The organism is Streptomyces sp. NPDC088745, assembly GCF_044751045.1.
GTDB lineage: Bacteria > Actinomycetota > Actinomycetes > Streptomycetales > Streptomycetaceae > Streptomyces > Streptomyces cremeus.
In genome coordinates this window covers 916,465-940,712 of sequence record NZ_JBIVLB010000002.1, presented here as the reverse complement: position 1 = coordinate 940,712, position 24,248 = coordinate 916,465, and the positions used below count along the sequence as shown (strand labels likewise).

Annotated in this window: 27 protein-coding genes; 16 read left to right on the top strand and 11 right to left on the bottom strand. The window is 71.4% G+C overall.

Annotated features, from left to right (window positions below):
- Nucleotides 1-27 precede the first annotated feature (27 nt).
- The 5 genes from ACIP93_RS08910 to ACIP93_RS08890 all read left to right on the top strand — a co-directional run bounded on the left by ACIP93_RS08910 (nt 28) and on the right by ACIP93_RS08890 (nt 4,897).
- On the top strand, nt 28-654 hold the full coding sequence (locus ACIP93_RS08910) for a TlpA disulfide reductase family protein (RefSeq protein ID WP_345229060.1): 627 nt from the start codon (nt 28-30) through the stop codon (nt 652-654).
- 5 nt (nt 655-659) lie between these two features.
- On the top strand, nt 660-1,421 hold the full coding sequence (locus ACIP93_RS08905) for a cytochrome c biogenesis CcdA family protein (protein WP_401756935.1): 762 nt from the start codon (nt 660-662) through the stop codon (nt 1,419-1,421).
- A 4-nt stretch (nt 1,422-1,425) separates the two neighbouring features.
- Nucleotides 1,426-3,156: a cytochrome c biogenesis protein ResB gene (locus ACIP93_RS08900; RefSeq protein ID WP_401756933.1), complete on the top strand. Its 1,731-nt coding sequence runs from the start codon at nt 1,426-1,428 to the stop codon at nt 3,154-3,156.
- Nucleotides 3,153-4,316, top strand: a complete 1,164-nt coding sequence (gene ccsB / locus ACIP93_RS08895; protein WP_345229057.1) for a c-type cytochrome biogenesis protein CcsB — start codon at nt 3,153-3,155, stop codon at nt 4,314-4,316. Before ACIP93_RS08900 ends, ccsB begins: the two co-directional genes overlap by 4 nt.
- A gap of 65 nt (nt 4,317-4,381) precedes the next feature.
- The gene (locus ACIP93_RS08890; protein ID WP_401756931.1) at nt 4,382-4,897 is read left to right on the top strand and encodes an SRPBCC domain-containing protein; all 516 of its coding nucleotides are present in this window, start codon (nt 4,382-4,384) and stop codon (nt 4,895-4,897) included.
- On the opposite strand, the gene ACIP93_RS08885 is transcribed toward ACIP93_RS08890, so the two are convergent.
- Together ACIP93_RS08885 and ACIP93_RS08880 are read right to left on the bottom strand one after the other, a co-directional pair.
- On the bottom strand, nt 4,875-5,474 hold the full coding sequence (locus ACIP93_RS08885; protein ID WP_401756929.1) for a DUF4291 domain-containing protein: 600 nt from the start codon (nt 5,472-5,474) through the stop codon (nt 4,875-4,877). The genes ACIP93_RS08890 and ACIP93_RS08885 overlap by 23 nt on opposite strands.
- A 55-nt stretch (nt 5,475-5,529) precedes the next feature.
- Nucleotides 5,530-5,937, bottom strand: a complete 408-nt coding sequence (locus ACIP93_RS08880) for a PLD nuclease N-terminal domain-containing protein (protein WP_345229054.1) — start codon at nt 5,935-5,937, stop codon at nt 5,530-5,532.
- An 88-nt stretch (nt 5,938-6,025) separates the two neighbouring features.
- On the opposite strand from ACIP93_RS08880, the gene ACIP93_RS08875 reads away from it, so the two are divergent.
- Genes ACIP93_RS08875 through ACIP93_RS08865 form a run of 3 tightly spaced genes read left to right on the top strand, consistent with a single transcriptional unit; the run spans nt 6,026 to nt 9,011 of the window.
- Nucleotides 6,026-7,477: a menaquinone biosynthesis decarboxylase gene (locus tag ACIP93_RS08875; protein WP_345229053.1), complete on the top strand. Its 1,452-nt coding sequence runs from the start codon at nt 6,026-6,028 to the stop codon at nt 7,475-7,477.
- On the top strand, nt 7,474-8,394 hold the full coding sequence (gene mqnP, locus ACIP93_RS08870; RefSeq protein WP_345229052.1) for a menaquinone biosynthesis prenyltransferase MqnP: 921 nt from the start codon (nt 7,474-7,476) through the stop codon (nt 8,392-8,394). Before ACIP93_RS08875 ends, mqnP begins: the two co-directional genes overlap by 4 nt.
- Before the next feature lie 44 nt (nt 8,395-8,438).
- Nucleotides 8,439-9,011 carry a Uma2 family endonuclease gene (locus tag ACIP93_RS08865; protein ID WP_401756926.1) on the top strand — a complete coding sequence of 191 codons (573 nt, stop codon included), beginning with the start codon at nt 8,439-8,441 and terminating at the stop codon, nt 9,009-9,011.
- 12 nt (nt 9,012-9,023) lie between these two features.
- On the opposite strand, the gene ACIP93_RS08860 is transcribed toward ACIP93_RS08865, so the two are convergent.
- Nucleotides 9,024-9,620 (bottom strand): rhomboid family intramembrane serine protease, encoded by a 597-nt coding sequence (locus ACIP93_RS08860; protein WP_401757044.1) that lies wholly within the window; start codon nt 9,618-9,620, stop codon nt 9,024-9,026.
- Between the two features lie 92 nt (nt 9,621-9,712).
- Here ACIP93_RS08860 and ACIP93_RS08855 point away from each other — a divergent pair, with 92 nt between their 5' ends.
- The 7 genes from ACIP93_RS08855 (at nt 9,713) to ACIP93_RS08825 (ending at nt 15,946) form a co-directional block, all read left to right on the top strand.
- Nucleotides 9,713-10,441 carry a UbiX family flavin prenyltransferase gene (locus tag ACIP93_RS08855; RefSeq protein ID WP_401756924.1) on the top strand — a complete coding sequence of 243 codons (729 nt, stop codon included), beginning with the start codon at nt 9,713-9,715 and terminating at the stop codon, nt 10,439-10,441.
- Nucleotides 10,442-10,562: 121 nt separating this feature from the next.
- On the top strand, nt 10,563-11,018 hold the full coding sequence (locus ACIP93_RS08850) for an Lrp/AsnC family transcriptional regulator (protein ID WP_345229049.1): 456 nt from the start codon (nt 10,563-10,565) through the stop codon (nt 11,016-11,018).
- A gap of 99 nt (nt 11,019-11,117) precedes the next feature.
- On the top strand, nt 11,118-12,281 hold the full coding sequence (gene mqnE, locus ACIP93_RS08845) for an aminofutalosine synthase MqnE (RefSeq protein ID WP_345229048.1): 1,164 nt from the start codon (nt 11,118-11,120) through the stop codon (nt 12,279-12,281).
- Between the two features lie 126 nt (nt 12,282-12,407).
- Complete coding sequence (locus ACIP93_RS08840; protein ID WP_401756921.1) at nt 12,408-12,947, top strand: GNAT family N-acetyltransferase; 540 nt, start codon at nt 12,408-12,410, stop codon at nt 12,945-12,947.
- Nucleotides 12,948-13,060: 113 nt separating this feature from the next.
- On the top strand, nt 13,061-13,348 hold the full coding sequence (locus ACIP93_RS08835) for a DUF4229 domain-containing protein (protein ID WP_345229046.1): 288 nt from the start codon (nt 13,061-13,063) through the stop codon (nt 13,346-13,348).
- A gap of 448 nt (nt 13,349-13,796) precedes the next feature.
- Nucleotides 13,797-15,071, top strand: coding sequence for a dicarboxylate/amino acid:cation symporter (locus tag ACIP93_RS08830; protein ID WP_345229188.1), 1,275 nt, complete (start codon nt 13,797-13,799; stop codon nt 15,069-15,071).
- Nucleotides 15,072-15,277: 206 nt separating this feature from the next.
- Nucleotides 15,278-15,946 (top strand): TetR/AcrR family transcriptional regulator, encoded by a 669-nt coding sequence (locus ACIP93_RS08825; RefSeq protein WP_345229045.1) that lies wholly within the window; start codon nt 15,278-15,280, stop codon nt 15,944-15,946.
- Here the strand turns inward: ACIP93_RS08825 and ACIP93_RS08820 are convergent.
- From ACIP93_RS08820 to ACIP93_RS08800, 5 genes are all read right to left on the bottom strand, one after another.
- Nucleotides 15,897-17,225, bottom strand: a complete 1,329-nt coding sequence (locus tag ACIP93_RS08820; RefSeq protein WP_401756919.1) for a 3-oxoacyl-ACP reductase — start codon at nt 17,223-17,225, stop codon at nt 15,897-15,899. The genes ACIP93_RS08825 and ACIP93_RS08820 overlap by 50 nt on opposite strands.
- 606 nt (nt 17,226-17,831) lie before the next feature.
- Nucleotides 17,832-18,029 (bottom strand): ferredoxin, encoded by a 198-nt coding sequence (locus tag ACIP93_RS08815; RefSeq protein ID WP_401756917.1) that lies wholly within the window; start codon nt 18,027-18,029, stop codon nt 17,832-17,834.
- Between the two features lie 8 nt (nt 18,030-18,037).
- Complete coding sequence (locus tag ACIP93_RS08810) at nt 18,038-19,300, bottom strand: cytochrome P450 (protein WP_401756915.1); 1,263 nt, start codon at nt 19,298-19,300, stop codon at nt 18,038-18,040.
- A 239-nt stretch (nt 19,301-19,539) separates the two neighbouring features.
- A complete protein-coding gene (locus tag ACIP93_RS08805; protein ID WP_401756913.1) occupies nt 19,540-20,481 on the bottom strand; it encodes an ALF repeat-containing protein in 942 nt (313 codons plus the stop codon).
- A gap of 97 nt (nt 20,482-20,578) precedes the next feature.
- Nucleotides 20,579-21,097, bottom strand: coding sequence for a hypothetical protein (locus ACIP93_RS08800; RefSeq protein WP_401756911.1), 519 nt, complete (start codon nt 21,095-21,097; stop codon nt 20,579-20,581).
- A gap of 108 nt (nt 21,098-21,205) precedes the next feature.
- On the opposite strand from ACIP93_RS08800, the gene ACIP93_RS08795 reads away from it, so the two are divergent.
- Nucleotides 21,206-21,787, top strand: a complete 582-nt coding sequence (locus tag ACIP93_RS08795; protein ID WP_345229039.1) for a dienelactone hydrolase family protein — start codon at nt 21,206-21,208, stop codon at nt 21,785-21,787.
- Between the two features lies 1 nt (nt 21,788).
- Here the strand turns inward: ACIP93_RS08795 and ACIP93_RS08790 are convergent, their stop codons facing one another.
- From ACIP93_RS08790 to ACIP93_RS08780, 3 genes are all read right to left on the bottom strand, one after another.
- Nucleotides 21,789-22,814, bottom strand: coding sequence for a hypothetical protein (locus tag ACIP93_RS08790; RefSeq protein ID WP_401756909.1), 1,026 nt, complete (start codon nt 22,812-22,814; stop codon nt 21,789-21,791).
- Nucleotides 22,815-22,988: 174 nt separating this feature from the next.
- The gene (locus ACIP93_RS08785; protein WP_401756907.1) at nt 22,989-23,294 is read right to left on the bottom strand and encodes a DUF397 domain-containing protein; all 306 of its coding nucleotides are present in this window, start codon (nt 23,292-23,294) and stop codon (nt 22,989-22,991) included.
- Entirely contained in the window at nt 23,291-24,160 is an 870-nt protein-coding gene (locus tag ACIP93_RS08780) for a helix-turn-helix domain-containing protein (protein ID WP_401756905.1), read from the bottom strand. Before ACIP93_RS08780 ends, ACIP93_RS08785 begins: the two co-directional genes overlap by 4 nt.
- Nucleotides 24,161-24,248: the final 88 nt, after the last annotated feature.

Below are 24,248 nucleotides of genomic sequence, written 5' to 3'. Positions count from 1 at the left end.
TAGGAACTGCCATGCGAAACTTTTCACATGAGTCCTGCCCGTGCCCCCCGCCGTCGCCCGGCCCGCGCCTCCCGCACCGCGCTCGCGGTCTCCGCGGCGCTCGCCGGCGCCCTCGCCCTGTCGGCCTGCGGCGGTGACGGCGACACGTCGTCCGGCGGGGGCGGCGGCACCAACTTCGTCGCGGGCAAGGACAACCTGGACACGGTCCCCGCGGCGGACCGGGCGGCCGCCCCGAAGCTCGACGGCAAGACCCTCCAGGGCGAGGACTTCGACTCCACCTCCCTCAAGGGGAAGGTCGTCGTCATCAACGTCTGGGGCTCCTGGTGCCCGCCCTGCCGGGCCGAGGCGCCGACCTTCGCGAAGGTCTCCAAGGAACTCAAGGGCAAGGGCGTGGAGTTCCTCGGCATCGACGCCCGTGACCCGCAGAAGGACCAGGCCCTCGCCTTCGAGAAGGACGCGGGCATCGAGTACCCCAGCCTGTACGACCCGGACGGCAAGCTGATGCTGCGCTTCCCCAAGGGCAGCCTCAACCCGCAGGCCATCCCCTCCACGATCGTCCTCGACAAGGACGGCAGGATCGCGGGCCGCTCGCTGGCCGCGCTCAGCGAGAAGAAGCTGCGCAAGCTGATCGACCCCCTGATCGCCGAGAAGTGACGCACGTGAACGCCGTCTCCCTCGCCGACGCCGCCGGCACGGTGCAGTCGGGCGCGCTGCTGCTCGCCCTGCCCATCGCGCTGCTGGCCGGTCTCGTCTCCTTCTTCTCGCCGTGCGTGCTGCCGCTGGTGCCCGGTTATCTGTCGTACGTCACGGGCACGAGCGGTACCGACCTCGCCGAGCAGCGGCGCGGCCGGATGGCGGTCGGGGCGCTGCTGTTCGTCCTCGGCTTCAGTGCCGTGTTCGTCTCCGGCGGTGTGCTCTTCGGCTACTTCGGCACCGTCCTCCAGGGCTACAAGAGCACCACGAACATCGTCCTCGGCGTCCTGATGGTGCTGATGGGCCTGTTCTTCATGGGGGCCTTCCCCTTCCTGACCCAGCGTGAGTTCCGCTTCCACCGGAAGCCGGTCGCCGGGTGGATCGGGGCGCCGGTGCTCGGCGTGCTCTTCGGGATCGGCTGGACGCCGTGCCTGGGCCCCACGCTCGGCGTGATCCAGGGTCTGGCCTGGCACGAGGCCAGCGCGGGGCGCGGGGCGCTGCTCACCGCGGTGTACTGCCTGGGCCTCGGGCTGCCGTTCATCGTGGCGGCCGTGGCCTTCCGCAAGGCGCTCGGCGCGTTCGGCTGGGTGAAGAAGCACTACGTCTGGGTCATGCGCATCGGCGGCGTCATGATGATCGCGACCGGCCTCCTGCTCCTCACGGGCCTCTGGGAGACGGTCCTGCTGTCCATGCAAAGCTGGACCGACAGCTTCCAGGTGGGGATCTAGTTCCATGAGCAAGACCGAAGAGCAGGCCGCCGAGACGGACGAGCGGGTGGCCGGAGACCGGCTCTCCACCGCCCCCAAGGACGACCGCGAGAGCGACCCCCAGGGCGGCGGGCCCGCTCCCGCGTCCTTCGGCGTCGTCGGCTGGGCCCGCTGGTTCTGGCGGCAGCTCACCTCGATGCGGGTCGCGCTGATCCTGCTGTTCATGCTGTCGATCGCCTCGATCCCCGGCTCGCTGGTCCCGCAGCGCAGCGTGGACCAGACGAAGGTCGACGACTTCTTCAAGGCGCACGAGACGCTCGCACCGCTCTACGACAAGGTGCAGCTCTTCGACGTCTACAGCTCGGTGTGGTTCTCCGCGATCTACATCCTGCTGTTCGTCTCCCTCATCGGCTGCATCGTGCCCCGGAGCTGGCAGTTCGTCGGCCAGCTCCGCGGCCGTCCGCCGGGCGCGCCCGGCCGCCTGACGCGCATGCCGGCGTACACGAGCTGGCGCACGGACAAGACCCCCGACGAGGTCCGCGCGCTCGCGCTGGCGATGCTGAAGAAGAAGCGCTTCCGCGCGCACGTGGACGGCACCGCCGTCACCGCCGAGAAGGGCTATCTGCGCGAAGCCGGGAACCTGATCTTCCACATCGCGTTGATCGTGCTGCTCCTGGCCTTCGCGACCGGCCAGCTCTTCAAGTCCGAGGGCGGCAAGCTGATCACCGAGGGCAGCGGCTTCTCCAACACCCTCACCCAGTACGACGACTTCAAGTCGGGCTCGCTCTTCGACCGCGACCACGACCTGGAGCCCTTCGGCTTCCGCCTCGACGACTTCGTCGGCACCTACGAGCGCTCCGGCCCGCAGCGCGGCACCCCCCGCGTCTACGAGGCCCACATCACGTACTCCGAGGGCGCCGACGGCAAGGAGAAGAAGGGCGTCATCGAGGTCAACACCCCGCTGACGGTCGGCGGCTCCAAGGTCCACCTCATCGGCCACGGCTACGCGCCCACGATCACCGTCCGCGACGGCCGCGGCAAGGCGGTCTTCCGGGGCCCCGCGCCGCTCCTGCCCACCGACTCCAATGTCACCTCCACCGGCGCGATCAAGGTGATGGACGGCTACCGGGACAAGAACGGCAAGCGGACCCAGCTCGGCTTCACCGCGGTCTTCGTGCCGACCTTCGGCGGTGCGGGCAAGGGCAGCATGTTCTCCAAGTACCCGGGCCTGGACTACCCGGCGCTCGCCCTGACCGGCTACCACGGCAGCCTCGGCGTCGACGCGGGCCTGCCGCAGAACGTGTACCAGCTCGACACCCGCAAGATGACCCAGTTCAAGAAGCCCGACGGCAGCCCCTTCGCCAAGATGCTCCTGCCCGGCGAGACCATGACCCTGCCCGACGGGGCGGGCTCGGTCACCTTCGAGAAGGACATCAAGGAGTGGGCGACCTTCCAGGTCTCCCAGCAGCCCGGCAACATGTGGGCCCTCGCGGGCGCGATCGCCGCCATCCTGGGACTCGCGGGCTCGCTCTTCATCCAGCGCCGCCGCGTCTGGGTCCGTGCCGTACGGTCCGACGACGGCACCACCCTCGTCGAGATGGCGGGCCTCGGGCGCAGCGAGTCCGGCCGCCTCCCCGAGGAGCTGGCCGCCCTGGCCGAAACCCTGCACACCCGGGCGCCGACGACCGCGACGCCCCCTCCCGCCCCGTCCGCCTCGCCCGCCGAAGAACCCCCTGCCGAAGGAGCGCGCGCGTGATCCTCGCAGCCGCCGCAGTCACCGAGACCAATCAGAGCCTGGCGGAGACCAGCAACGTCCTGATCTACTCCGCGATGGCCGTCTACACCCTGGCCTTCCTGGCGCACATCGCCGAGTGGACCTTCGGCAGCCGCAGCAAGGTCGGCCGCACCGCCGCCGCGCTGACCCGCCCGGCCGCGGCCCCCGCCGTGACCGTCCGCTCCCGGGGCGGCACCGCGGTCCTCGACAAGCCCCAGGTCGTCACCCGGGCCGCCGCCGGTGCGCGGGACGCCGAGGACGGCGCGGGCGCGGCGGGCGGCACCGAGAAGGGCGACCTCTACGGCCGCATCGCGATCTCCCTCACGGTGCTGGCGTTCCTGGTCGCCGCGGGCGGCGTCGCCACCCGGGCGCTCTCCGTGCAGCGGGCCCCCTGGGGCAACATGTACGAGTTCTCGATCACCTTCTCCACGGTCGCGGTCGGCGTCTACCTCGCCTTCCTCCTCACGAAGATGAACGTGCGCTGGGTGGGGCTGCCGCTGGTCACCACGGTCCTGCTCGACCTCGGCATCGCCACCAAGTGGCTCTACACCGACAGCGACCAGCTCGTCCCCGCGCTGGACTCCTACTGGCTGTGGATCCACGTCTCCACCGCGATCATCTGCGGTGCGATCTTCTACGTCGGCGCCGTCGGCACCATCGGCTACCTGCTCCGCGACCGCTACGAGGTCCGCGCCGAGCTGGGCGAGACCGCCGACACGCTCAAGGCGCACCTGGCCGCCCTCCCGAAGGCCAACCCCTTCGTGACGACCGTCCGCGCCGCCCGCGTCCCGCTGCGCCGCGTCATGGACAGCGCGGTCTCCCGGCTGCCCTCGGCGGCCTCGCTCGACAAGTTCTCGTACCGCATCAACGCGGGCGTCTTCCCGCTGTGGACGTTCACGATCGTCGCGGGCGCCATCTGGGCGGGCGACGCCTGGGGCCGCTTCTGGGGCTGGGACCCCAAGGAGGTCTGGTCCTTCGTCACGTGGATCGCGTACGCCGCCTACCTGCACGCCCGCGCCACCGCGGGCTGGAAGGGCCGCAAGGCCGCCTACCTGGCCCTCTTCGCCTTCGCGACCTGGCTCTGGAACTACTACGGCGTGAACATCTTCCTCTCCGGCAAGCACTCCTACGCGGGCGTGTAGCCGCCGCTGCTCCATCCAGCCCGGCCCGGTCGCGTCCCGCACGCGGCCGGGCCACGCTGTCTGCCATGACCGAAGTCCCGTACGGCACGGCCGAACCGCGCCCCGGAAACGTCTGGTACCTCCGCCACGAGCTGCCGCTGCCCCATCCCCTGGACCACGTCTGGGCCGCGGTGGCCACCCCGGCCGGGCTGGGCCAGTGGCTGGCCGTCCCCGACCCCTGGGACCCGAGACCCGGCGCGGCCACCGCCTTCACCTGGCAGGACACCGGCCGGGACGGCGACCCGCCGACGGTCGACGAGGGCCGGATCACCGCCTGGGACCCCGGCCGGGTCGCCGAGTACACCCTCGCCGTCCACGGCCGCCTCCGCTTCCACCTGGAGCCCAACGGGCCCGCCGGGACCGTGCTGCGCCTCACCAACGAGGTCCCCGACCTCACCGCCGCCGAACGCGCCGGCCGCCTCGTCGGCTGGCACCTCCACCTGGAACTCCTGGCCCGGTCCCTGGCGGGCGCCCCCCACGACTGGTCCACCTGGTCCCCGTCCCGCTACGAGGAACTGCTCAGGGCGTACACGTCCCGCTGACCCCCGCCCGCACGCCGTCCGGCACCGGATACGGCGACTCGGCCGGCATCAGCGACGCCGCGCTCTCCGCGCTGCCGGCCATGGCCCTGGCCAGCGGGGTCACGTCCCGGATGCCGACGATCCACTCGTCCGCGTACCGCCGCGCCGCCTCCCCGGCGAGGCCGAGCTGGAGCGAGCGGTAGGGCAGCGGACGCAGCCGCACGTCCCGCTCCGGGTCCCACTGGACCCGTACCGACGAGTGCTTCAGCTCCCGTTGCCAGGCCGCCCGGTCGGGGTGCACTCCGGGCGCGTAGTGCGACAGCACGGCGTTGCGCAGCGCCCAGTCGAAGCCCTCGCGCCGGATCTCCACGGCGAGAACGACCTCCTGGCCCTCCTTCCGGGCCCAGCCGCAGCGGTACATCATCCACAGGAACGACGGCTTGATCCACGTCATCCGGTCCCGCTTCCAACTCCCCGGGAACCGCCCGTCCCGCGCCGCCGCCAGCCCGATCCCGGGCCGGTAGGCCTGGTACACGGTGACGGTCTCGTCGGTGTGCAGGGCGCGTATCTGCCGCTGGGGCACTTCGAGGGATGCCATGCGCGTCACAGTGACGCACCGGCGGGCGCGGCGGCCAGCGAATATGCGGCGCGGGCTACTTCGCCGGGTCCTCCGGGCCCTTGGGGCCGTCCTCGTTGCCGTCGCGGCGCTTCAGTTCCTCCTCGCGGCGGCGCAGGTCGGCCTCCCAGTCCTTGAGGAGGGACTCGTCCTTCTTGTTCTCGTCCTTGATGGACTTCAGGAACTCGGGGTTGTCGTCCGGCGCCACCCAGGCCGAGCGGTGACCCCGGTGCCACTCGGAGGGGGTGCGCCCGCCCCGCGGCGGGCGGCGGTCCTTGCCCGCGGCGAGCCAGACGATCGGGCCGACGATCCAGAAGAGCAGGATGATGAAGACCCAGGCGACCTTCGGCAGGTGCTTGGCCTCGTCCTCGGGGGTGTTCAGGCAGTCGATGAACGCGTAGATCGTCAGCGCCAGCGGCAGGATGAACATCAGTGCCCTGAGCATGGAGTGCTTCCCCCTGGGAACGTCAGACGGGCCGTACGGGCGGCCCCGGTGAGGGGCCCAGGGTAGTCGGTGTCCGATACTGGACGGCATGGCTTACGACGATCTTCGCTCGTTCCTCCGTGCCCTGGACCGCGAGGGCGACCTCAAGCGCATCACCGCCGAAGTCGACCCCCACCTGGAAGTCGGGGAGATCGTCGACCGGGTGAACAAGGCCGGGGGCCCGGCCCTCCTCTTCGAGAACGTCAAGGGCTCGGCGATGCCGCTGGCCATGAACGTCTTCGGGACCGACCGGCGCCTGCTCAAGGCCCTCGGCCTGAAGTCGTACGGCGAGATCAGCGAGCAGATCGGCGGGCTGCTGAAGCCCGAGCTGCCGCAGGGCTTCGTGGGGGTCCGGGAGGCCTTCGGCAAGCTGGGGTCGATGGCCCACGTGCCGCCGAAGAAGGTGAAGGAGGCCCCGGTCCAGGAGGTCGTGCTGCGGGGGGAGGAGGTCGACCTCGACAAGCTCCCGGCGCTGTTCACCTGGCCGGAGGACGGCGGGTCGTTCTTCAACCTCGGGCTGACGCACACCAAGCACCCGGAGACCGGGATCCGCAACCTCGGGCTCTACCGCCTCCAGCGCCACGACAAGCGCACCATCGGCATGCACTGGCAGATCCACAAGGACAGCCGCAACCACTACCAGGTGGCCGCCAAGCGGGGCGAGAAGCTGCCGGTCGCGATCGCCTTCGGCGCGCCGCCCGCCGTGACGTACGCCTCCACCGCGCCGCTGCCGGGGGACATCGACGAGTACCTCTTCGCCGGGTTCCTCCAGGGGAAGCGGGTGGAGATGGTCGACTGCAAGACCGTGCCGCTCCAGGTGCCGGCGCACGCCGAGGTCGTCCTGGAGGGCTGGCTGGAGCCGGGGCGGATGCTGCCCGAGGGGCCGTTCGGCGACCACACCGGGTTCTACACGCCGCAGGAGGACTTCCCCGCGCTGACGATCGACACGATCACGATGCGCAAGCGGCCCCTGTTGCAGTCGATCGTGGTGGGACGGCCGCCGACCGAGGACGGGCCGCTGGGCCGGGCCACCGAGAGCTTCTTCCTGCCGCTGCTGAAGATCATCGTGCCGGACATCGTGGACTACCACCTCCCCGAGTCGGGCGGCTTCCACAACTGCATCATCGTGTCGATCGACAAGAAGTACCCGAAGCACGCGCAGAAGGTGATGTCGGCGATCTGGGGCGCGCACATGCTGTCCCTGGAGAAGCTGATCGTGGTCGTGGACAGCGACTGCGACGTACGCAACTACCACGAGGTGTCCTGGCGGGCCTTCGGGAACGTCGACTACTCCCGCGACCTGGTCGTCGTGGAGGGCCCGGTCGACCACCTCGACCACGCCTCCTACCAGCAGTACTGGGGCGGCAAGGCGGGCGTCGACGCCACGAAGAAGCTCCCCGAAGAGGGATACACCCGAGACGGTGGCTGGCCGAACATGGTCGAGTCGGACCCGGCGACGGCCTCCAAGGTCGACCGCCGCTGGAAGGAATACGGCCTGTGAGCAGCGCCGCAGCAGCAATCCCGCAGCCGCAGCCGGGGCCCCCGCCCGGGAAGGTCCGCGCGTTCCTGAACCTGGTGCTCATCGAGCACTCGGTCTTCGCGCTGCCCTTCGCGTACATCGCCGCGCTGACGGCCATGTACCGGCTCGACGGGAACATCCACTGGGGCCGGCTGCTCCTGGTGACCGTCGCGATGGTCGGCCTGCGGACCTTCGCCATGGCGGCCAACCGCATCATCGACCGCGAGATCGACGCCCGTAACCCGCGCACCGCGCACCGCGAGATCGTCACGGGCGCCGTCAGCGTCAAGTCCGCGTGGACGGGGGCGGGCATCGCCCTGCTCTTCTTCCTGGGCGCCGCGGCGCTGCTGAATCCTTTGTGCCTGGCGCTGGCCCCCGTCGCGGTCGTCCCGATGGTCGTCTATCCGTACGGCAAGCGCTTCACGAACTTCCCGCACGCGATCCTGGGCCTGGCCCAGGCGATGGGCCCGGTCGGCGCGTGGATCGCGGTCACCGGGGAGTGGTCCTGGGACGCGGTCGTGCTCGGCCTCGCGGTCGGCGTCTGGATCGGCGGCTTCGACCTGATCTTCGGCTCGCAGGACGTCCAGGCGGACCGCGCCCACGGCGTGAAGTCGGTCCCGGCGCGCTTCGGCATCCCGGCGGCCCTGCACGGGGCGCGCGCCTGCCACGTGGTCACCACCGCGCTGCTGGTCTGGTACGGGCTGCGCACCGACGCCGGTGTCTTCTTCTGGATCGGCATGGTGATCGTGGCGGCGGCCTTCGTGTACGAGCACACGATCGTCCGCCCGCACGACCTCTCGCGCCTGAACCGGGCCTTCTTCACCGTCAACGGGTTCATCGGCATTGCCCTGTTCGTGTGCGCCCTGCTGGATCTCCTGGTTCGTGGTCTGACCGTGTAGGTACGTTGCCGCCTACCATCGAGAGCAGGGAAGGGAGAGCCGACGTGACCATCTCGGAGATCGACCGCCTGCACTCGCAGCTCAGCCGGTTCGAGGACCAGTTCCCCGGTTACCGGACAGAGATTGTCGAGGGCAACATTGTGATGAGTCCGGTCAAGCCGCACCACGGCGAGACGATCCGGCGGGTGTGGAACGCGTTGGAGGAGCAGGTCCCCGAGGGCTGGGCGTTCATCTCGGACGTGGCGGTCCCCTTTGACGACGACAACGAGTTCTGCCCCGACCTCGCCGTGATCCCGGCCGCCGAGGTGGCCAAGAACCTCGGCGCCTACGCGCCGGAGCTGATCGAGGTGGCCGTCGAGGTCGTCTCCCCGAGCAGCGTCCGCAACGATTACGAAGTCAAGGTCCGCGAGTACGCCCGTCGCGGCATCCCGCACTACCTGATCTTCGATCCGTACCGGGGCCACTGCGTGACCATGTGGAACCCCGGCCCGGACGGCTACCTGGGCAGGGACTCCATTCCGTACGGCAAGCCGGTCGTGGTCGCATCCGGTATCGGCAGCTTCACCGTCGACACCGCGAAGCTTCCCACGGACCCGGGAACGCCGCCCGTGTCCTGACCGCACGGCGGTTCAGGCGGGTATCCGCCCCCGCCTGAACCAGAACGCCGCCAGCACCCCTCCCACCAGCCCGAACAAGTGGCCCTGCCAGCTCACCGCCGGGTTCGTCGGCAGGACGCCCCACAGGATCGACCCGTACACGACGGCGACGACCAGGCCGGTCACCACGTCCCACGGGCGGCGGTCCACGAAGCCCCGCACCACCAGGTAGCCGAAGAGGCCGAACACCACGCCCGACGCCCCGGCCGTGACCGAGTACGCGGGGGCCGTCAGCCAGACGCCCAGGCCGCCGACCAGCATGATCGTCAGGACCACGGCGGCGAACCTGCGTATCCCGCCGAGCGCCGCGATGAAGCCCAGGACCAGCAGCGGCAGGGTGTTCGACGCGAGGTGGTCGAAGCCGTGGTGCAGGAAGGCCATCGGGATCACGTCCCGCAGCTCCGGGAGCGAGCGCGGGGACAGGCCGAAGGTGTGGAGCGCGCCGGTCGCGGAGTCGACCGCTTCGAGGACCCACAGCAGGGCGGCCCAGAGCAGCATCAGCCCGGCGGCGGCCTTCACCCGGGCACCCCTGGCCGGCGGTCGTGGCTGTGCCTGCGGCAGATACGTCATGTCCGTCACCCCCTGGTGTTCCCTAGAACGTCCCCGTGCCTTCCCCGGTTCCCGGGAACCGGCCCCGATCCGGCCCCCGATAAGCTCCGCCCATGACTGAGCCCGCCGCGCACCGCGCCCGTACCCCCTGGGTGGTAGGGGTCTCCGGCGCCTCCGGAACCCCGTACGCCGCCGCCGTCCTGCGTGGTCTGCTCGCCGCGGGCGAGGCCGTCGACCTCGTCGTCAGCCGGGCCTCCCGGCTGACCATCCTGGACGAGACGGGGATCTCCTACCGCGACAGCCACTGGCGCGAGGACCTCGCGGCCTGGCTGGCCCGGGGCGCGGACGGCAAGCCGGACACCTTCACCGGCCTGGACCTGTCCGACGTGCGGCACTGGAGCGCCGGGGACCTCGCGGCGGGTCCGTCGTCCGGGTCGTACGCCGTCAAGGGGATGCTGATCGTCCCGGCCTCCACGGCGAGTGTCGCCGGGGTCGCGCTGGGGCTGTCGAAGGACCTGTTGCAGCGGGCCGCGAGCGTCACGCTCAAGGAGCGGCGGCGGCTGGTGGTGGCGGTCCGGGAGACCCCGCTGAACGGTCAGACGCTCAAGCACCTGGTGACGCTGGACGAGGCGGGCGCCGTGGTGCTGCCCGCCTCGCCCGCGTTCTACGCCGGGGCGACGCACATCCAGGACCTGGTGGACTTCGTCGCGGGGCGGGTGCTCGACGCGGCCGGTGTGCCGCACGGCCTCTACCGCCGGTGGGAGGGCGAGCTCGGCGGAGCCTCCCGCGACCCCGCGTCCGGCACCCCGGCGCCGGGGAACCCCGCCGCCCGCAACCCGTAGCAGGGACCGCCTCACCCCCGCTCGGCCCAGTTGGTGAAGATCCGCAGGGGAGTCGGCCCCTGTGCCTTAGGTTCTACTCATAAACTCGCGGTATCGCTGAACAATGGAAGGCTTCAGGCATATGGACGCCGTGGACAGGCAGCTCATCCAGGCCCTTCGGGAGAACGGCAGGGCCTCGTACGCCGAGCTGGGACGCCTCGTCGGCCTCTCCGGCCCGAGCGTCACCGACCGCATCAACCGGCTCGAATCGGCGGGGGTCATCACCGGCTACCGCGCCACCGTCGACGCCAAGTCGCTCGGTCTCGGCGTCACCGCCCTGATCGGCATCTCGCTGTCCGACGCCGCCGACCACGAGGACGTGGCCCGCCGGCTGAAGGACCTGGAGGAGATCGAGGACTGCTGGTTCATCGCGGGCGACGACTCGTACATGCTCAAGATCCGCGCCGGGGACGTGGACGGCCTGGAGCGCACGATCCGCCGGCTGAGCGGGACCCGGGGCGTCTCCCGGACCCGCACCACCATCGTGCTCTCCACCAAGTGGGAGAACCGGGTCGGAGAACTGCCCGAGGAGAGCTAGGCGCGCGGGCGCCGCATCGGGGGCATCTCGCGCCCGAAGGGCGGGGGAGTACCGTGGTCAAGGCTTGTTGGCACGTACAGACATAGGAGGCGGCCGGGTATGGACGCGGGACTCAAGCGCGAGCTGGAGCAGAAGGTCCGGGCCGGGGAGCGGCTGAGCCGCGAGGACGGCATCGCGCTCTACGCGTCGGACGACCTGGCCTGGCTGGGCGGCCTCGCCCACGAGGTGCGGACGCGGAAGAACGGCGACGTCGTCCACTTCAACGTCAACCGTCACCTCAACATGACGAACGTCTGCACCGCCTCCTGCGCCTACTGCTCCTTCCAGCGCAAGCCGGGCGAGAAGGACGCGTACACGATGCGCATCGAGGAGGCCGTCCGCCTCGCCAAGGCGATGGAGAACGAGAACCTCACCGAGCTGCACATCGTCAACGGCCTGCACCCGACCCTGCCGTGGCGCTACTACCCGCGCTCGCTGTCCGCCCTGAAGGAGGCCCTTCCGCAGGTCTCCCTCAAGGCGTTCACCGCCACCGAGATCCACCACTTCGAGACGATCTCCGGGCTCTCCGCCTCCGAGATCCTGGACGAGCTGATCGAGGCCGGTCTGGAGTCGCTGACCGGCGGCGGCGCCGAGATCTTCGACTGGGAGGTGAGGCAGCACATCGTGGACCACAACACCCACTGGGAGGACTGGTCGCGCATCCACCGCCTCGCCCACGAGAAGGGCCTCAAGACCCCGGCCACCATGCTCTACGGCCACATCGAGGAGCCCCGCCACCGCGTGGACCACGTGCTGCGGCTGCGCGAGATGCAGGACGAGACGAACGGCTTCCAGGTCTTCATCCCGCTGCGCTACCAGCACGACTTCGTGGACATGAAGGACGGCAAGGTCCGCAACAAGCTCCAGGCGCGGACGACGATGGCGACGGGCGCCGAGGCGCTGAAGACCTTCGCGGTCTCCCGGCTGCTCTTCGACAACGTCCCGCACGTCAAGGTCTTCTGGGTGATGCACGGCGTCCAGACCGCGCAGCTCGCGCTCCAGCACGGCGCGGACGACATGGACGGCTCGGTGGTCGAGTACAAGATCACGCACGACGCGGACGACTACGGCACGCCGAACAAGCTCGGCCGCGACGACCTGCTGGAGCTGATCCGCGACGCCGGGTTCCGCCCGGTCGAGCGCAACACGCGCTACGAGATCATCAAGGAGTACGAGGGCCCGGACGCCGCGCGCCGCGAGAGCCCGCAGGCGATGCGCGTCTGACCTGTCCTTCCGCGTTCCGCACGGGAGCCCCGGCCGACCCCACGGCCGGGGCTCCCGCGTTCCGTACGGGGGTCCCGGCCGACCCCGCGGCCGGGGCTCCCGGCTTCTGGCGTTAGCGTGCCGGGCATGACAGCTCGTACCTCTCTCCGCTTCGTCTTCGACCCGCCCGTCGACGCGGCCCTCCGGGACGGACTCCTCGCCCTGTGGGCCGACGTCACCGACGCGGGCGGGTCGGTCGGCTTCGTGCCGCCCGCCGACCCGGAGGAGATCCGGCCCGAACTCGTGCGCCACCTCGTCGCGATGGCGCGGGGCCGCACCCGGCTGCTCGTCGGGTACGACGCGGACGGCACGGTCGCCGCGGCGGCGTTCCTGGCCCTGAACGACCACCGCCTGATGACCCACTGGATCTGGCTCTACACCGTGATGGTCCACCCCGGGCACCAGGGCAAGGGCTGCGGCCGCGACCTCATGGCCGCCGCCGCCGACGCCGCCCGGACGCTCCCCGGCGTCGAGGCGATCCGCCTGACCTGCCGGGGCGGCACGGGCACCGACGCCTTCTACACGGCGTGCGGATACCAGGAGGTCGGACGGGTGCCGGGCGCGATCCGGGTGGCCCCGGGCGACGACCGGGACGACGTGATCATGCTGCTGGAGCTGGGGGCCTGACAGGGGGCGCGGTCCGCCCGTACCGCGAAGCACAGGGGCCCGGCAGCGCCGCCGGGCCCCTGTGCTGTACTGGAGGAGCCGTATGTCTCCGTCGCCACGAAGAAGGTCACGCCGTGAGCACCAAGCACGCCACGCTCCGCTACACCGCCCTGCGCCTCGGTGTCTTCGCCGCCTGCTTCGCGGTCGTCTGGGTCCTGGTGAGCCTGCGTGTCCTGCCGTCCGGCCTCGGCGGCATGTCGAACGTGCTGTGGGTGCTGCTGCTCGCGATCGTCCTCTCCGCGCCCCTGAGCTTCGTGCTCCTGCGCAAGCAGCGGGACGCGATGTCGGAGCACATCGTGGCCAGGGTCGACCGGACCAAGGCCCGCCTGGAGACCAACCGCAACCAGGAGGACCTGGCGTGAGCGCCGGGTAAGCTGCGTCACACTCGACGGCGCCCCGGGAGTGAGCCACTGGCTCAACTCCCGGGGCGCCGCACGTTTTTCACGGCACCCGCGCCACTTCCGCACCGCTCCTGCCCAAAGAAGACCTTTGATGTTCTCAAAGTACCGGTGTTAACGTGTCGGACATGACGACATCCGCCGCGCCCCAGAACCCCATGAGCGTCCCGCTCGTGGCGCGCCTGCATGTCGATCTCTGCCGCCGCGTCTCGGCCGCCTGTCGCCGCTCCGTCTGAAGTTTCAGCGCGACCCCTCTCTTCCCTCTCTCCTGCCTTTACGCAGCTTCCTTCACCGGAGTGTGTCCGTGTCCGCGTCCGCGTCCCCCGACGAGCCGCAGCAGGTCTCCCAGGCCGATCGGCAGCCCGCCGCCCAGCCACAGGTCCAGGCCAAGAAGAAGAACCCGCTCTCCCGCATACCCTTCTGGGTGCAGATCGTCGCCGGTCTCGTCCTGGGCGTGGTCTTCGGCTACCTGGCCCGCCAGTTCGAGATCGCCTGGCTCTCCACCACCCTGGAGACCATCGGCAAGACCTTCGTCGGCCTGCTGAAGCTGGCCGTCGCCCCGCTGGTCTTCTTCGCGATCCTCGTCTCGATCACCAACCTCCGCCAGGTCAACAACGCCGCCCGGCTCGCCGGACGCACCCTGCTCTGGTTCATGATCACCTCGCTGATCGCGGTCGCGATCGGCCTGCTGCTCGGCCTCTTCACCAACCCTGGCTCCGGCACCGGCCTGACCCCGGCGGACGGCAAGAAGCCGGAGGGCTCGGGCTCCTGGCTCGACTTCCTCACCGGCATCATCCCGACCGACGTCATCACGCCGTTCCAGGAGCTGGAAGTCCTCCAGATCGTCTTCATGGCGGTCGTCGCGGGCATCGCCGCCCTCGCCCTCGGCGAGAAGGCCCAGCCGATCCTGACGCTGTCCTCCTCGGTCCTGGAGCTGCTCCAGAAGGCCCTGTGGTGGGTCATCCTGCTCGCCCCGATCGGCACCATCGGCCTCATCGGCAAGGCGGTCTCACAGTACGGCTGGGACCTGCTCGGCCCGTACGCGACCTTCACCATCGACATCTACGTCGGTTGCGCCCTGGTCCTCTTCGGCGTCTACCCGCTGCTCCTCGCGACGGTCGCCAAGGTCAACCCGATCCAGTTCTTCAAGGGCGCCTGGCCGGCCATCCAGCTCGCCTTCGTCTCCCGCTCCTCGGTCGGCACCATGCCGGTCACCCAGCGGGTCACCGAGCGCCTGGGCGTTCCGAAGGAGTACGCGTCCTTCGCGGTGCCCTTCGGCGCCACCACCAAGATGGACGGCTGCGCCGCGATCTACCCGGCGCTCGCCGCGATCTTCATCGCGCAGATCTTCGACGTGCAGCTCGGCGTCAAGGAGTACCTGCTGATCGCGTTCGTGTCGGTCGTCGGCTCGGCGGCCACCGCCGGTCTCACCGGTGCGACGGTCATGCTGACCCTGACCCTGTCCACGCTGGGGCTGCCCCTGGAGGGCGTCGGCCTGCTGCTGGCCATCGACCCGATCCTGGACATGATCCGCACGGCCACCAACGTCGCGGGCCAGGCGCTGGTCCCGGTGCTGGTCTCGGCCCGCGAGAAGATCCTCGACCTCGACGCGTACAACTCGGCGTCGTCGTCCCCGCTGGACGACAGCTACGCCGCCGCCCCGGCCAAGCAGCCCGTCACGGTCTGACCGCTTTCCCGTACTTCCCCGTACGCACCCGAGCCCCCCTGCCCCTCCCCGGGCCGGGGGGCTCCGTGCGTACCCTTGCCGGGGGGCAACGACGGGTGCGCGGAGGGGACGAGCGGATGGGGGCGGACGGGGTGTCCGAGGAGAGCGGTGCGGCGGGGCCGGGCGCCGGGCAGCAGGCGGGGAGCGCCCCCGCGAGGACCCGGCGGATGCCCCGGGCCGTGCGGGAGCGGCAGATGCTGGACGCCGCCGTGCGGACCTTCGCGCGGCACGGGTACCGGGCGGCCTCCATGGACCGGATCGCCGAGCTGGCGGGGGTGTCGAAGCCGCTGGTGTACCTGTACCTGCACTCCAAGGACGAGCTGTTCACCGCCTGCATCCGGCGGGAGGCGGGCGCGCTCGTGGCGGCGGTACGGGCCGGGGTCGAGCCCGGTCTGCCCGCCGACCGGCAGTTGTGGGACGGGCTCACCGCCTTCTTCACCCACACCGCCGAGAACCCCGACGGCTGGTCCGTCCTGCACAGCCAGGCCCGCACCCACGGCGAGCCGTTCGCCGCCGAGGTCGCCGCGATGCGCGCGGAGATCACGGCCTTCGTGAACCACCTCATCGGGGACGCCGCCCGTGCGGCCCGCTGCGATCCCCACCTCGCCGACCGCGAGGTCGCCGGGCTCGGCGAGGCCCTGGTCGGCGCGGCCGAGTCCCTCGCGGCCTGGGCGAACGACACCCCCGGCGTCACCGCCCGGGACGCCGCCGCCACCCTGATGAACTTCGCCTGGCCGGGGCTGGAGAACCTGATGAAGGGGGAGCGGTGGTCGGCCTCGGCCGGGTTCAGGCCCCCAGCAGGCTCTGCCCGCACACCCGGACCACCTGCCCCGTGACCGCGCCCGACCCCGGATGCGCCAGCCACGCCGTCGTCTCGGCCACGTCCTCCGGGAGGCCGCCCTGGCCGAGGGAGTTCATCCGGCGGCCCGCCTCGCGGATCATCAGCGGGACGGCCGCCGTCATCCGCGACTCGATGAAGCCGGGGGCCACCGCGTTCACCGTGATGCCGTACGCGGCGAGGCCCGGCGCCAGGGCCCGCACCAGGCCCGCGACGCCCGCCTTGCTCGCCGCGTAGTTCGTCTGCCCCGCGTTGCCCGCGATCCCCGCGATCGAGGAGGTGGCGACGATCCGCGCGCCCTCGCCCAGCGCGCCCGACTTCACGAGCGACTGGGTGGTGCGGATGACCGCGCCGAGGTTGACGTCGAGAACCGAACTCCACGCCTCCGCCGTCATGCCGGCGAGGCGTCTGTCGCGCGTGATGCCCGCGTTGTGGACCAGGACGTCCAGCGGGCCCGCCGCCACCATGCGCTCGGCGGCGTCCGGTGCGGTGATGTCCAGCGGCAGGGCCGTGCCCCCGACCCGTACCGCCGTACGCTCCAGGTCCTCGGCCACCTGGGGCACGTCCAGGCACACCACGTGCGCCCCGTCCCTGGCCAGCGTCGTCGCGACGGCCGCGCCGATGCCCCGGGCGGCGCCGGTCACCAGTGCCGTACGGCCGGCGAGCGGGCGGTCCCAGTCGATGTCGTACGGCAGCGGGCCCCCGGCGTCGGCGAGTTGGACGACCTGCCCGCTCACGTACGCCGACCTCGGGGACAGCAGGAAGCGCAGGGTGGACTCCGCACCGGAGAGGCCGCCGGGGGCGAGCCGCAGGAGCTGGGCGGTGCGGCCCTGCCCGAGTTCCTTGGCGAGGGAGCGGGTGAAGCCCTCCAGGGCCTGCTGGGCGGCGGCCTGTTCGGGGTCGGCGGGGGAGAGGTGCGCGCCGAGCACGAGGACGCGGCCGCCGGCGGCTATGGACCGTACGACCGGGTGCAGGGCGGCGTGGACCCCGGCGAGGTCCTCCACGGTGCCCACGCCCGTCGCGTCCAGGACCACGGCGGGGGGCGTGGCGGCGGAGGCGGAGCCGGGGCGTGCGACGCGCAGGCCGGTGCGGGGGAGGAGGTCGTCGAGGGCGTCCGTGTGCGGGGAGGTTCCCGCGGTGAGGTGCAGCAACTCGCCCTCGAAGGTGGGGCGTTCGGGGGACCAGCGGGGCAGGGGGGCCGGTTGTGGGAGGCCGAGTCTGCGGGTGAGGAAGCGGCCGGGTGCGGTGCCCGTGAAGTGCAGATAGCGATCGGCCATGGTCCTACTCCCTGCGGGGTGATCGGCGGCGTTCGCCTCCCGTTTGCCCGCTGCGGGGGCCCGTACGCGACACCTTCCCGGACAACGGGGCCGCCGTCCCCTTGGGCGTCGCAGCCGCCCTGCCCCCCGTCCCCTTGGGCTTTCGCAGCCGCCCTGCACCCCCGCTCCCTTGGGCGACGGGGCCGCCCCAAGGGGGCGGGACGGGCGGGCAAGGGGGCGGCCCCTCCCGCTCCCGGCCCGCCCGGGTGCCGCCCCTCGCGTCAGCGCCTGTGCCGGACGCCGACCCCGTCAAGGTCGAGACCCCAGCCCCGTACCGGACGCGTCAGCCCCGCCCGGCTCGGGCAGAGAGGCCCCGGACCCGCCCCTTTCCCTAAAGCGCTCGCCGCGCGGCCAGGCGCACGGTTCCCGTGCAGGTGAGTGGGTGGCTGGTCGCGCAGTTCCCCGCGCCCCTGGCGGGGTGTCACCCGGGGTGGAAGCCGTGCAGGAGCGTCGTGGCTGGTCGCGCAGTTCCCCGCGCCCCTGAAGGGGCGTCGCCCCGGGTGGAAGCCGTGCGGGAGCGTTGGGGTGGGGCGCGGAGTTCCCCGCGCCCCTGGCGGAGCGCCCCCTCTATCCCGCCTCCCGCACCGAGATCGCCCCCACCGGGCACGCCTGGATCGCCAGGGTCACCCGGGGGCTCCGGGGGTTGGCGTCCGGCAGTACCTCCGAGAAGCCGTCGTCGTCCTGGGTGAAGGTCTCCGGCGCGGTGAGGACGCACTGGCCCGCCCCGATGCACACGTCCGTGTCGATCGCGATACGCCTGTCCACGTCTCTCCTCACCACTCCACCGGCAGTTCCGCCAGCCCCTGGATCTGGTCGCCCGGTTTGCATGGGATGCGGTCCGCCGGGGCGCCCAGGCGCAGGCCCGGCAGGCGGCGGAAGAGGGCGGGCAGGGCGATCTCCAGTTCCGCGCGGGCCAGGTTCTGGCCCAGGCACTGGTGGATGCCGAAGCCGAAGGCCAGGTGGCGGTCGGGCCGGGTCAGGTCGAGTGTGTCGGGGGCGGCGTAGACGGCCGGGTCGCGGTTGATCAGGGAGGTGGCGAGGACGACCGCCTCCCCGGCCCGGATCGTCTCCCCGGCGATGTCGATGTCCTCGGTCGCCAGCCGGGTCATCCCGTCCGCGATGGACAGGAAGCGGAGGAGCTCCTCGCAGGCCAGGGACACTCCGGCCGGGTCCGCCGCCTTGAAGCGGGCGAGCTGCTCCGGGTGCTCCAGCAGGGTGTACGTGCCGAGCGCGATCATGTTCGCGGTCGTCTCGTGCCCGGCGAGCAGCAGGATCAGCGCCAGGTTGACCAGTTCGTCGCGGTCGTCGAAGACGCCGGTCATGTCGTCGAGCAGACCCTCGGGGAGCCCCGGCTCGGCGGCCTGCTTGCGGTCGACCAAGTCGTTGAGGTACGCGTCCAACGCGTCCCGCGCCGCCTCCACGTCCTCCTTCCCGGGCCCGCGCAGCAGCCGCCGCGAAGCCCCTTCGAAGAAGTCGTGGTCCGCGTACGGGACCCCGAGCAGCGCGCAGATGACGATGGACGGGACCGGCAGGGCGAAGGAGGCGACCAGGTCGGCGGGGGAGCCCTGCGCGACCATGTCGTCCAGCAGGCGGTCCACCGTGGCCTGGATGGCCGGGCGCAGCGCCGCCGTGCGCTTCAGGGTGAAGCCGGGGATCAACTTGCGCCGCTGGGCGTTGTGTTCGGGGTCGTCCACGCCGAGCAGTTCGACGCGGCGGCGCTCGATGCCGACGAGCCGTTCGGCGAAGACGGGGAAGTCGGGCCGTTCGCGGTCGGAGGAGAGCCGCTGGTCGGCGAGGAGTGCGCGGGCCTCGGCGAGGCCGCTCACCATCCACACCTCGGTGCCGTCGAAGAGTTCGACCCGGTTCAGGGGTTGTCCGGTGACCCGCACGGGGTCGTAGCCGGGCGGGGGGTCGTACGGACAGGTGCGGCTCTGCGGAAAGACGACGGGCGGCGTGGTCGTGGGCGATATGGGCGTGGACGATCCGGGCGTGGGAGATGCGGGTGCGGACGATGCGGGTGCGGGCGACTGCGTCACGGACAACCTCACTCACGGGCAAGCGGAGGAACCTCTACCGATCACCTTCCACTAGATGCCCCAAGCATCTATCCGGTCTACGCGATGTTCGGCCAAAAAGCGTCCCGACCGGCTCCCGGGCGCGCACATCAAGCGCGAGGACGCCCTGAGGCCGTGCGCGGCCCCGGCCCCCGACGCGCGCGTCCTGGAGGGCGGTCGCACCCTCCAGGACCGCGAGCCGGTCCGACCGGACCCCTGGCTCAGCCCCGGGCGTTGCGGCGGCGGCGCGAGGCCACCAGCAGGCCCGCGCCCACGGCCAGCGCGGCGGCGGTGGCGCCGGCCGCCCACGGCAGGGAGTCGCCCGCGCCGGTGGAGGCGAGGTCGGAGCCGCCGGTGGCGGGGACCGGGGTGTTCTTGTCACCCTCGGCCGCCGGCTTGCCGGAGGTCTCGCCCGCTCCGGCGCCGCCGGTGCCCGAGGTGCCCGGGGCACCGGTGGTGCCGGCCGTGCCGGTTCCCTTGGAGGCGTCGGGCGCGGGGGTGCCCTTGTCGCCGGGGGCGCCCGTGGTGGCGTCCTTGGAGGGCTTCGGGGACGGCTTGCCCGTCTCCTTGCCCGGCTCCTTCGAACCGGCCGCGTCGGCCTCGTCCTGCTTGCGGGCCTCGTGCTGGCCCTTGTCGAGGAACGCCTGTACGTCGGCGGGCGTGCCCTGGAGGGCCTTCTTCCCGGCTTCCCGCACCCGGGGGCCGCCGGTGCTCATGACCTGGCCGACCAGCACCCGGTTGTCGGTCGCGCGGGCTTCGTGCTGGCCCTTGTCGAGGAACGCCTGCACGTCCTCGGGCGTGCCCTTCAGCGCCTTCAGGGCGGCTTCCTTCACGCCCGGCCCGCCCTTGCCGTAGATCCGGGTGGCCAGCACCCGGTTGTCGACGACACGAGCCTGGAACTGGCCCTTCTCCAGGAACTCCCGGAGGTCCGCCGGGGTGCCGTCGAGCGCCTTGAGCGCGGCCTCCTTGACGCCCGGACCCGAGTCCTTGGACCCGTAGATGCGGACGACCTCGACGCGGTCGTCCTCCGCCGACGGGGAGGCGGCCTGCGGCGCCGCGACGAACGCGGCCCGGAGGTCGGCGGCCTGGGCGGGTGCGGCGAACAGGACGGCCGGCGCGATGGCGGCGGAGGCGACGAGCGCGGACATGCGCGTGTACTTCACGAGTGGTTCCCCGAGGTGATCAAGAAAGGCAGGAATGGTCGCCTCAGGGTAGACCGGCCCTCACAACACCTTTACATCAGGATGATCATCGTCCGCTTTACGGTGAGTTGGAAGGTTCGCTGGACGGTGTCGCCAGGTCCACCGGGACCGGATCGAGGGCGTCGAAGACGAGGACGCGCTTCTCGAAGTCGACGTGGAAGCTCGCGGCGTACCGGCCGCCCCCGGTCACCGCCCCCTCGAAGCCCTCGCTGGTCCGCCATCGGGCGCCGGCCGGCAGCAGCGGGGTGACGGCCTCGGGGACGGAAGGCGCGGTGGCCTCCCGCCACTCGTACCCCGTGCGCAGCCGCTCGGCGTCCCGCGACGAGAGGTCCACCACGCCGGCCATCCGGACGTCCGTGGGCCCGGGAAGCCGGGGGTCGCTGAGCGTGACGCCCACCCAGCGTGCCCGGACGAACTCCCCGAACGCGGGGAAGCGGCGCTCCACCGGCCGCCGTTCCTCCCGTACGGGGACCTCGGCCTTCTGCCGGACCGGCTCCCGTGCCTCCTCGCATCCGGCGAGGCCCGTCACCAGGGCCCCGCTCACGACCGCCACCGCGAGCTTCCGTCCCCACCCCATGCCGCCCCCTCCCGCCCCGTGCGCGCCTGCACTCCTCTGTACCCGTATGGGTGTTCGAAAGCTATAGGGTGGCGGCTCCGTTGCTGGCCGCAGGCGAGGAGTCCGGGCATGGTCGAGGTCGTACTGTTCCACCACGCGCAGGGGCTGACGCCCGGAGTCCTCGCGTTCGCGGACGCGTTGCGCGCGGCCGGGCACGCCGTGCGTACGCCCGACCTCTTCGAGGGGCGCGTCTTCGGTTCCCTCCGGGACGGGATGGCGTACGTCGAGAAGGTCGGGTTCGGGGAGGTCGTCGAGCGGGGCGTCCGCGCGGCCGAGCGGCTGCCGCAGGACGGCGTCGTGTACGCCGGGCTCTCGCTCGGCGTGCTGCCCGCCCAGAAGCTCGCGCAGACGCGGACGGGCGCGCGCGGCGCGCTGCTGGTCGACGCCTGCGTCCCGCCCGAGGAGTTCGGTACGCCGTGGCCTGCGGGCGTGCCGGTGCGGGTGCACGCGAAGGACGCCGATCCGCTCGTCGCCGAGGACCTGGCCGCCGCCCGCGCGCTCGTCGCGGAGGCCGACGACGCGGAGCTGTGCCTCTACCCCGGCGACCAGCACCTCTTCATGGACAGTTCCCTGCCGTCGTACGACCCGGAGGCCGCCGGACTCCTCACCGCGCGCGTGGTGGAGTTCCTGGGACGCCTGGACCCGCGCTGAGTCAGAAGGCGGGGTCCGGGTGGACCCGGGCCCGCAACGGGGCCCAGGCGCCGCCCCGTTCCTCCTCCACCAGCTCCGCCAGCATCGGGTACTCGCGGCGGCAGGGGTCGCACAGCGTCTCGTCCCCGAGGGGCACGAAGGCGTGCGGTCCGGGCCGCCCCGGCCCTCCGCACTCCCTGGGCCCCTGCCGGGACGCGACGGCGGCCCGTGCGGCCTCCGCTTCCGCCGCCTGCTGCTGCCTGGCCGCGTCGGCGGCGGCGAGGGCAGCAGCGTCCGGGACCTGGGTCGCGAGGCGGTGGGTGACGAAGCCCGCCGCGTTGCGGATGGGGTCGGCGGGAAGGCCGTGGGTCAGCGCGCTGTGGATCTCCCAGGCCGGGACGCCGAGGTGCAGCCGGTCGGCGATGTTCGCGGCCAGGTAGCGCACGTCGCGGAAGGTGAGCGACAGGTCCTTGCGAACGGTCTTGAGCCCCCAGAGGATCTGTTCCGCGCGGGCGAAGTGCGGAGCGCGGTCGGTGTTGCCGCCGGACTGCGGGGTGTTCGCGGCCGTCTCCGCCACCGCCGGGGCTTCCCGGGTGTCTTGGGGTGGGCGGGTGGGAGATGTCTTGCTGTTCGTCTGAGCAGTACCGGTGGAGCGGCCGACGGATCGGTCACCCGGCGCACCGGCCGTCGGTTCCGGCCCACCCGGAGCCGCCGTCGCCGCGCCGGTGCGCAGCGCGGTGAACTCCTCCTTGGTCAGCGGTACGTTGCTGACCCACTGGTCGGTGTACCAGCGCCCGTCCTCGCCCTGCGCCCGGTAGTCGTGCACGTAACCGTGCTGGAGGAGTTCCTTCTTCACCCTCTTGTACGTTCCCGGCTTCAGCCCGAGGTCCTCGGCGTGCTTGCTGAGCGGCGCGTACCGCTCGGCGGACGGGAGCCCGCCGATGTGCGCGAGGAGCAGACGGGAGGCGGCGTCCAGTTCGGTGCGGCGGAAGAGGGCGTTCGGCACCTTGGTGAAGGAACGCGAGGGCGAGATAGCATGCAGGAACATTCCTGGGGCTCCTTGTAAGCCTTCGGGGGTGAGGCCCTCGCGTCTGGTGCTGCTAACACCTGCGGGGGCCGCTCTACGTGCCGTACGGCATGCGGAGCGTGATGGAGCGCTGACGCTAGCGCATCAACTCCCCATCTCCTGCTGCTCTTTGGGAATCTTCCCTCGTGTGGGTGATCAGGCGCGCGCGTACGCGAGGAAGTCGCTCCAGGCGGCGGGGGAGAGGCCGAGCTGCGGACCGGCGTCGTCGAGCTTGGAGTCGCGGACGTGGATGGTGGCGGGGTGCGCGGCAACCTCGACGCACTGGCCGCCTTCGCCGCTGCTGTGGGTGGACTTCTTCCAGTCGTAGGCGATCTCCAAGCAGTCGCCGCCCGCGCCGCCGCTGTAACTCGACTTGCGCCACTCGTAGGCGACTTCGAGGCATTCGCCGCCCTCGCCGCCGCTGTAGCTCGACTTGAACCAGGTGAGCGTTTCCGTCTTCATCGGTCTCCCAGAATTCTCTCGATCATCGCCATGGAGGCGTCCGGCCTGAGAGCCAGCGTTTGCATGATTCCATAACGCTCTTGGATCTCTCTTACCTCGGTGGGATCGACGATCAGGCGCGGATGGCCTTGTACCTCCGTGTACGCCACGCGTTGTTCATTCTTAGCCGTCAGCAGCGTGAGCGCGCCATCCATGTTGGGATGTTCCTCGCAGCCGGTTTCCACGACCTGGAGGGTGATGTGGCGCTGACTTCCAAGTGTCAGTAGCCGATGCAACTGTTCGTGATGGACTGCACGGCCGCCGATCGGACGCCGCAGGACGACCTCCTCGAAGATGAAGCCGAACTGAGTCGGCGGCCACTTCTCCAGCACCACCTGCCGCGACAGCCGGTCTGCCACCCGCTTCTCCACGGTCTCCTCGCTGTACAGGGGACGGCGTTGGGTGAAGATGGCCTGCGCGTACGCCTCCGTCTGGAGCAGCCCGTGCACGACCTGGTTCCCGTAGTGGTGGATCTCCAGCGCCTCAGCCTCCAGCTTGGCGTAGTTCCGGTACCAGTCGGGGTGCCGGGTACGACTGCGCTTGAGCGCCTCTTCCACGTCCGGGATCACCGCGATGAGGGCCCCGTGCGCACCGAGCACCGGATCGGCGGCCCGCAGGAAGTCGGGCTGGGGGGTGCGCGCGCCGCGTTCGATCGCGGAGACGAGGTCCGGGCCGAAGCACACGGCGGTGGCCAACTCGACCTGCTTCATGCCCCGGTGTTCGCGCAGGGCCTTGATCTGCTTGCCGAGGGCGCTGAACAGATGGGCGGTTCCGTCCTCCTGGGACGGAGTCTCGGGGGTGGGGTTCTTGTCCGGGTTCACGAGCACGCGGGCCGCCTTGGGGGGTCACGGTGGACTGGCCGTACAACACGCGTGACGCACCCGTACAACTACTCACGGTCGCCACGCCGCACCT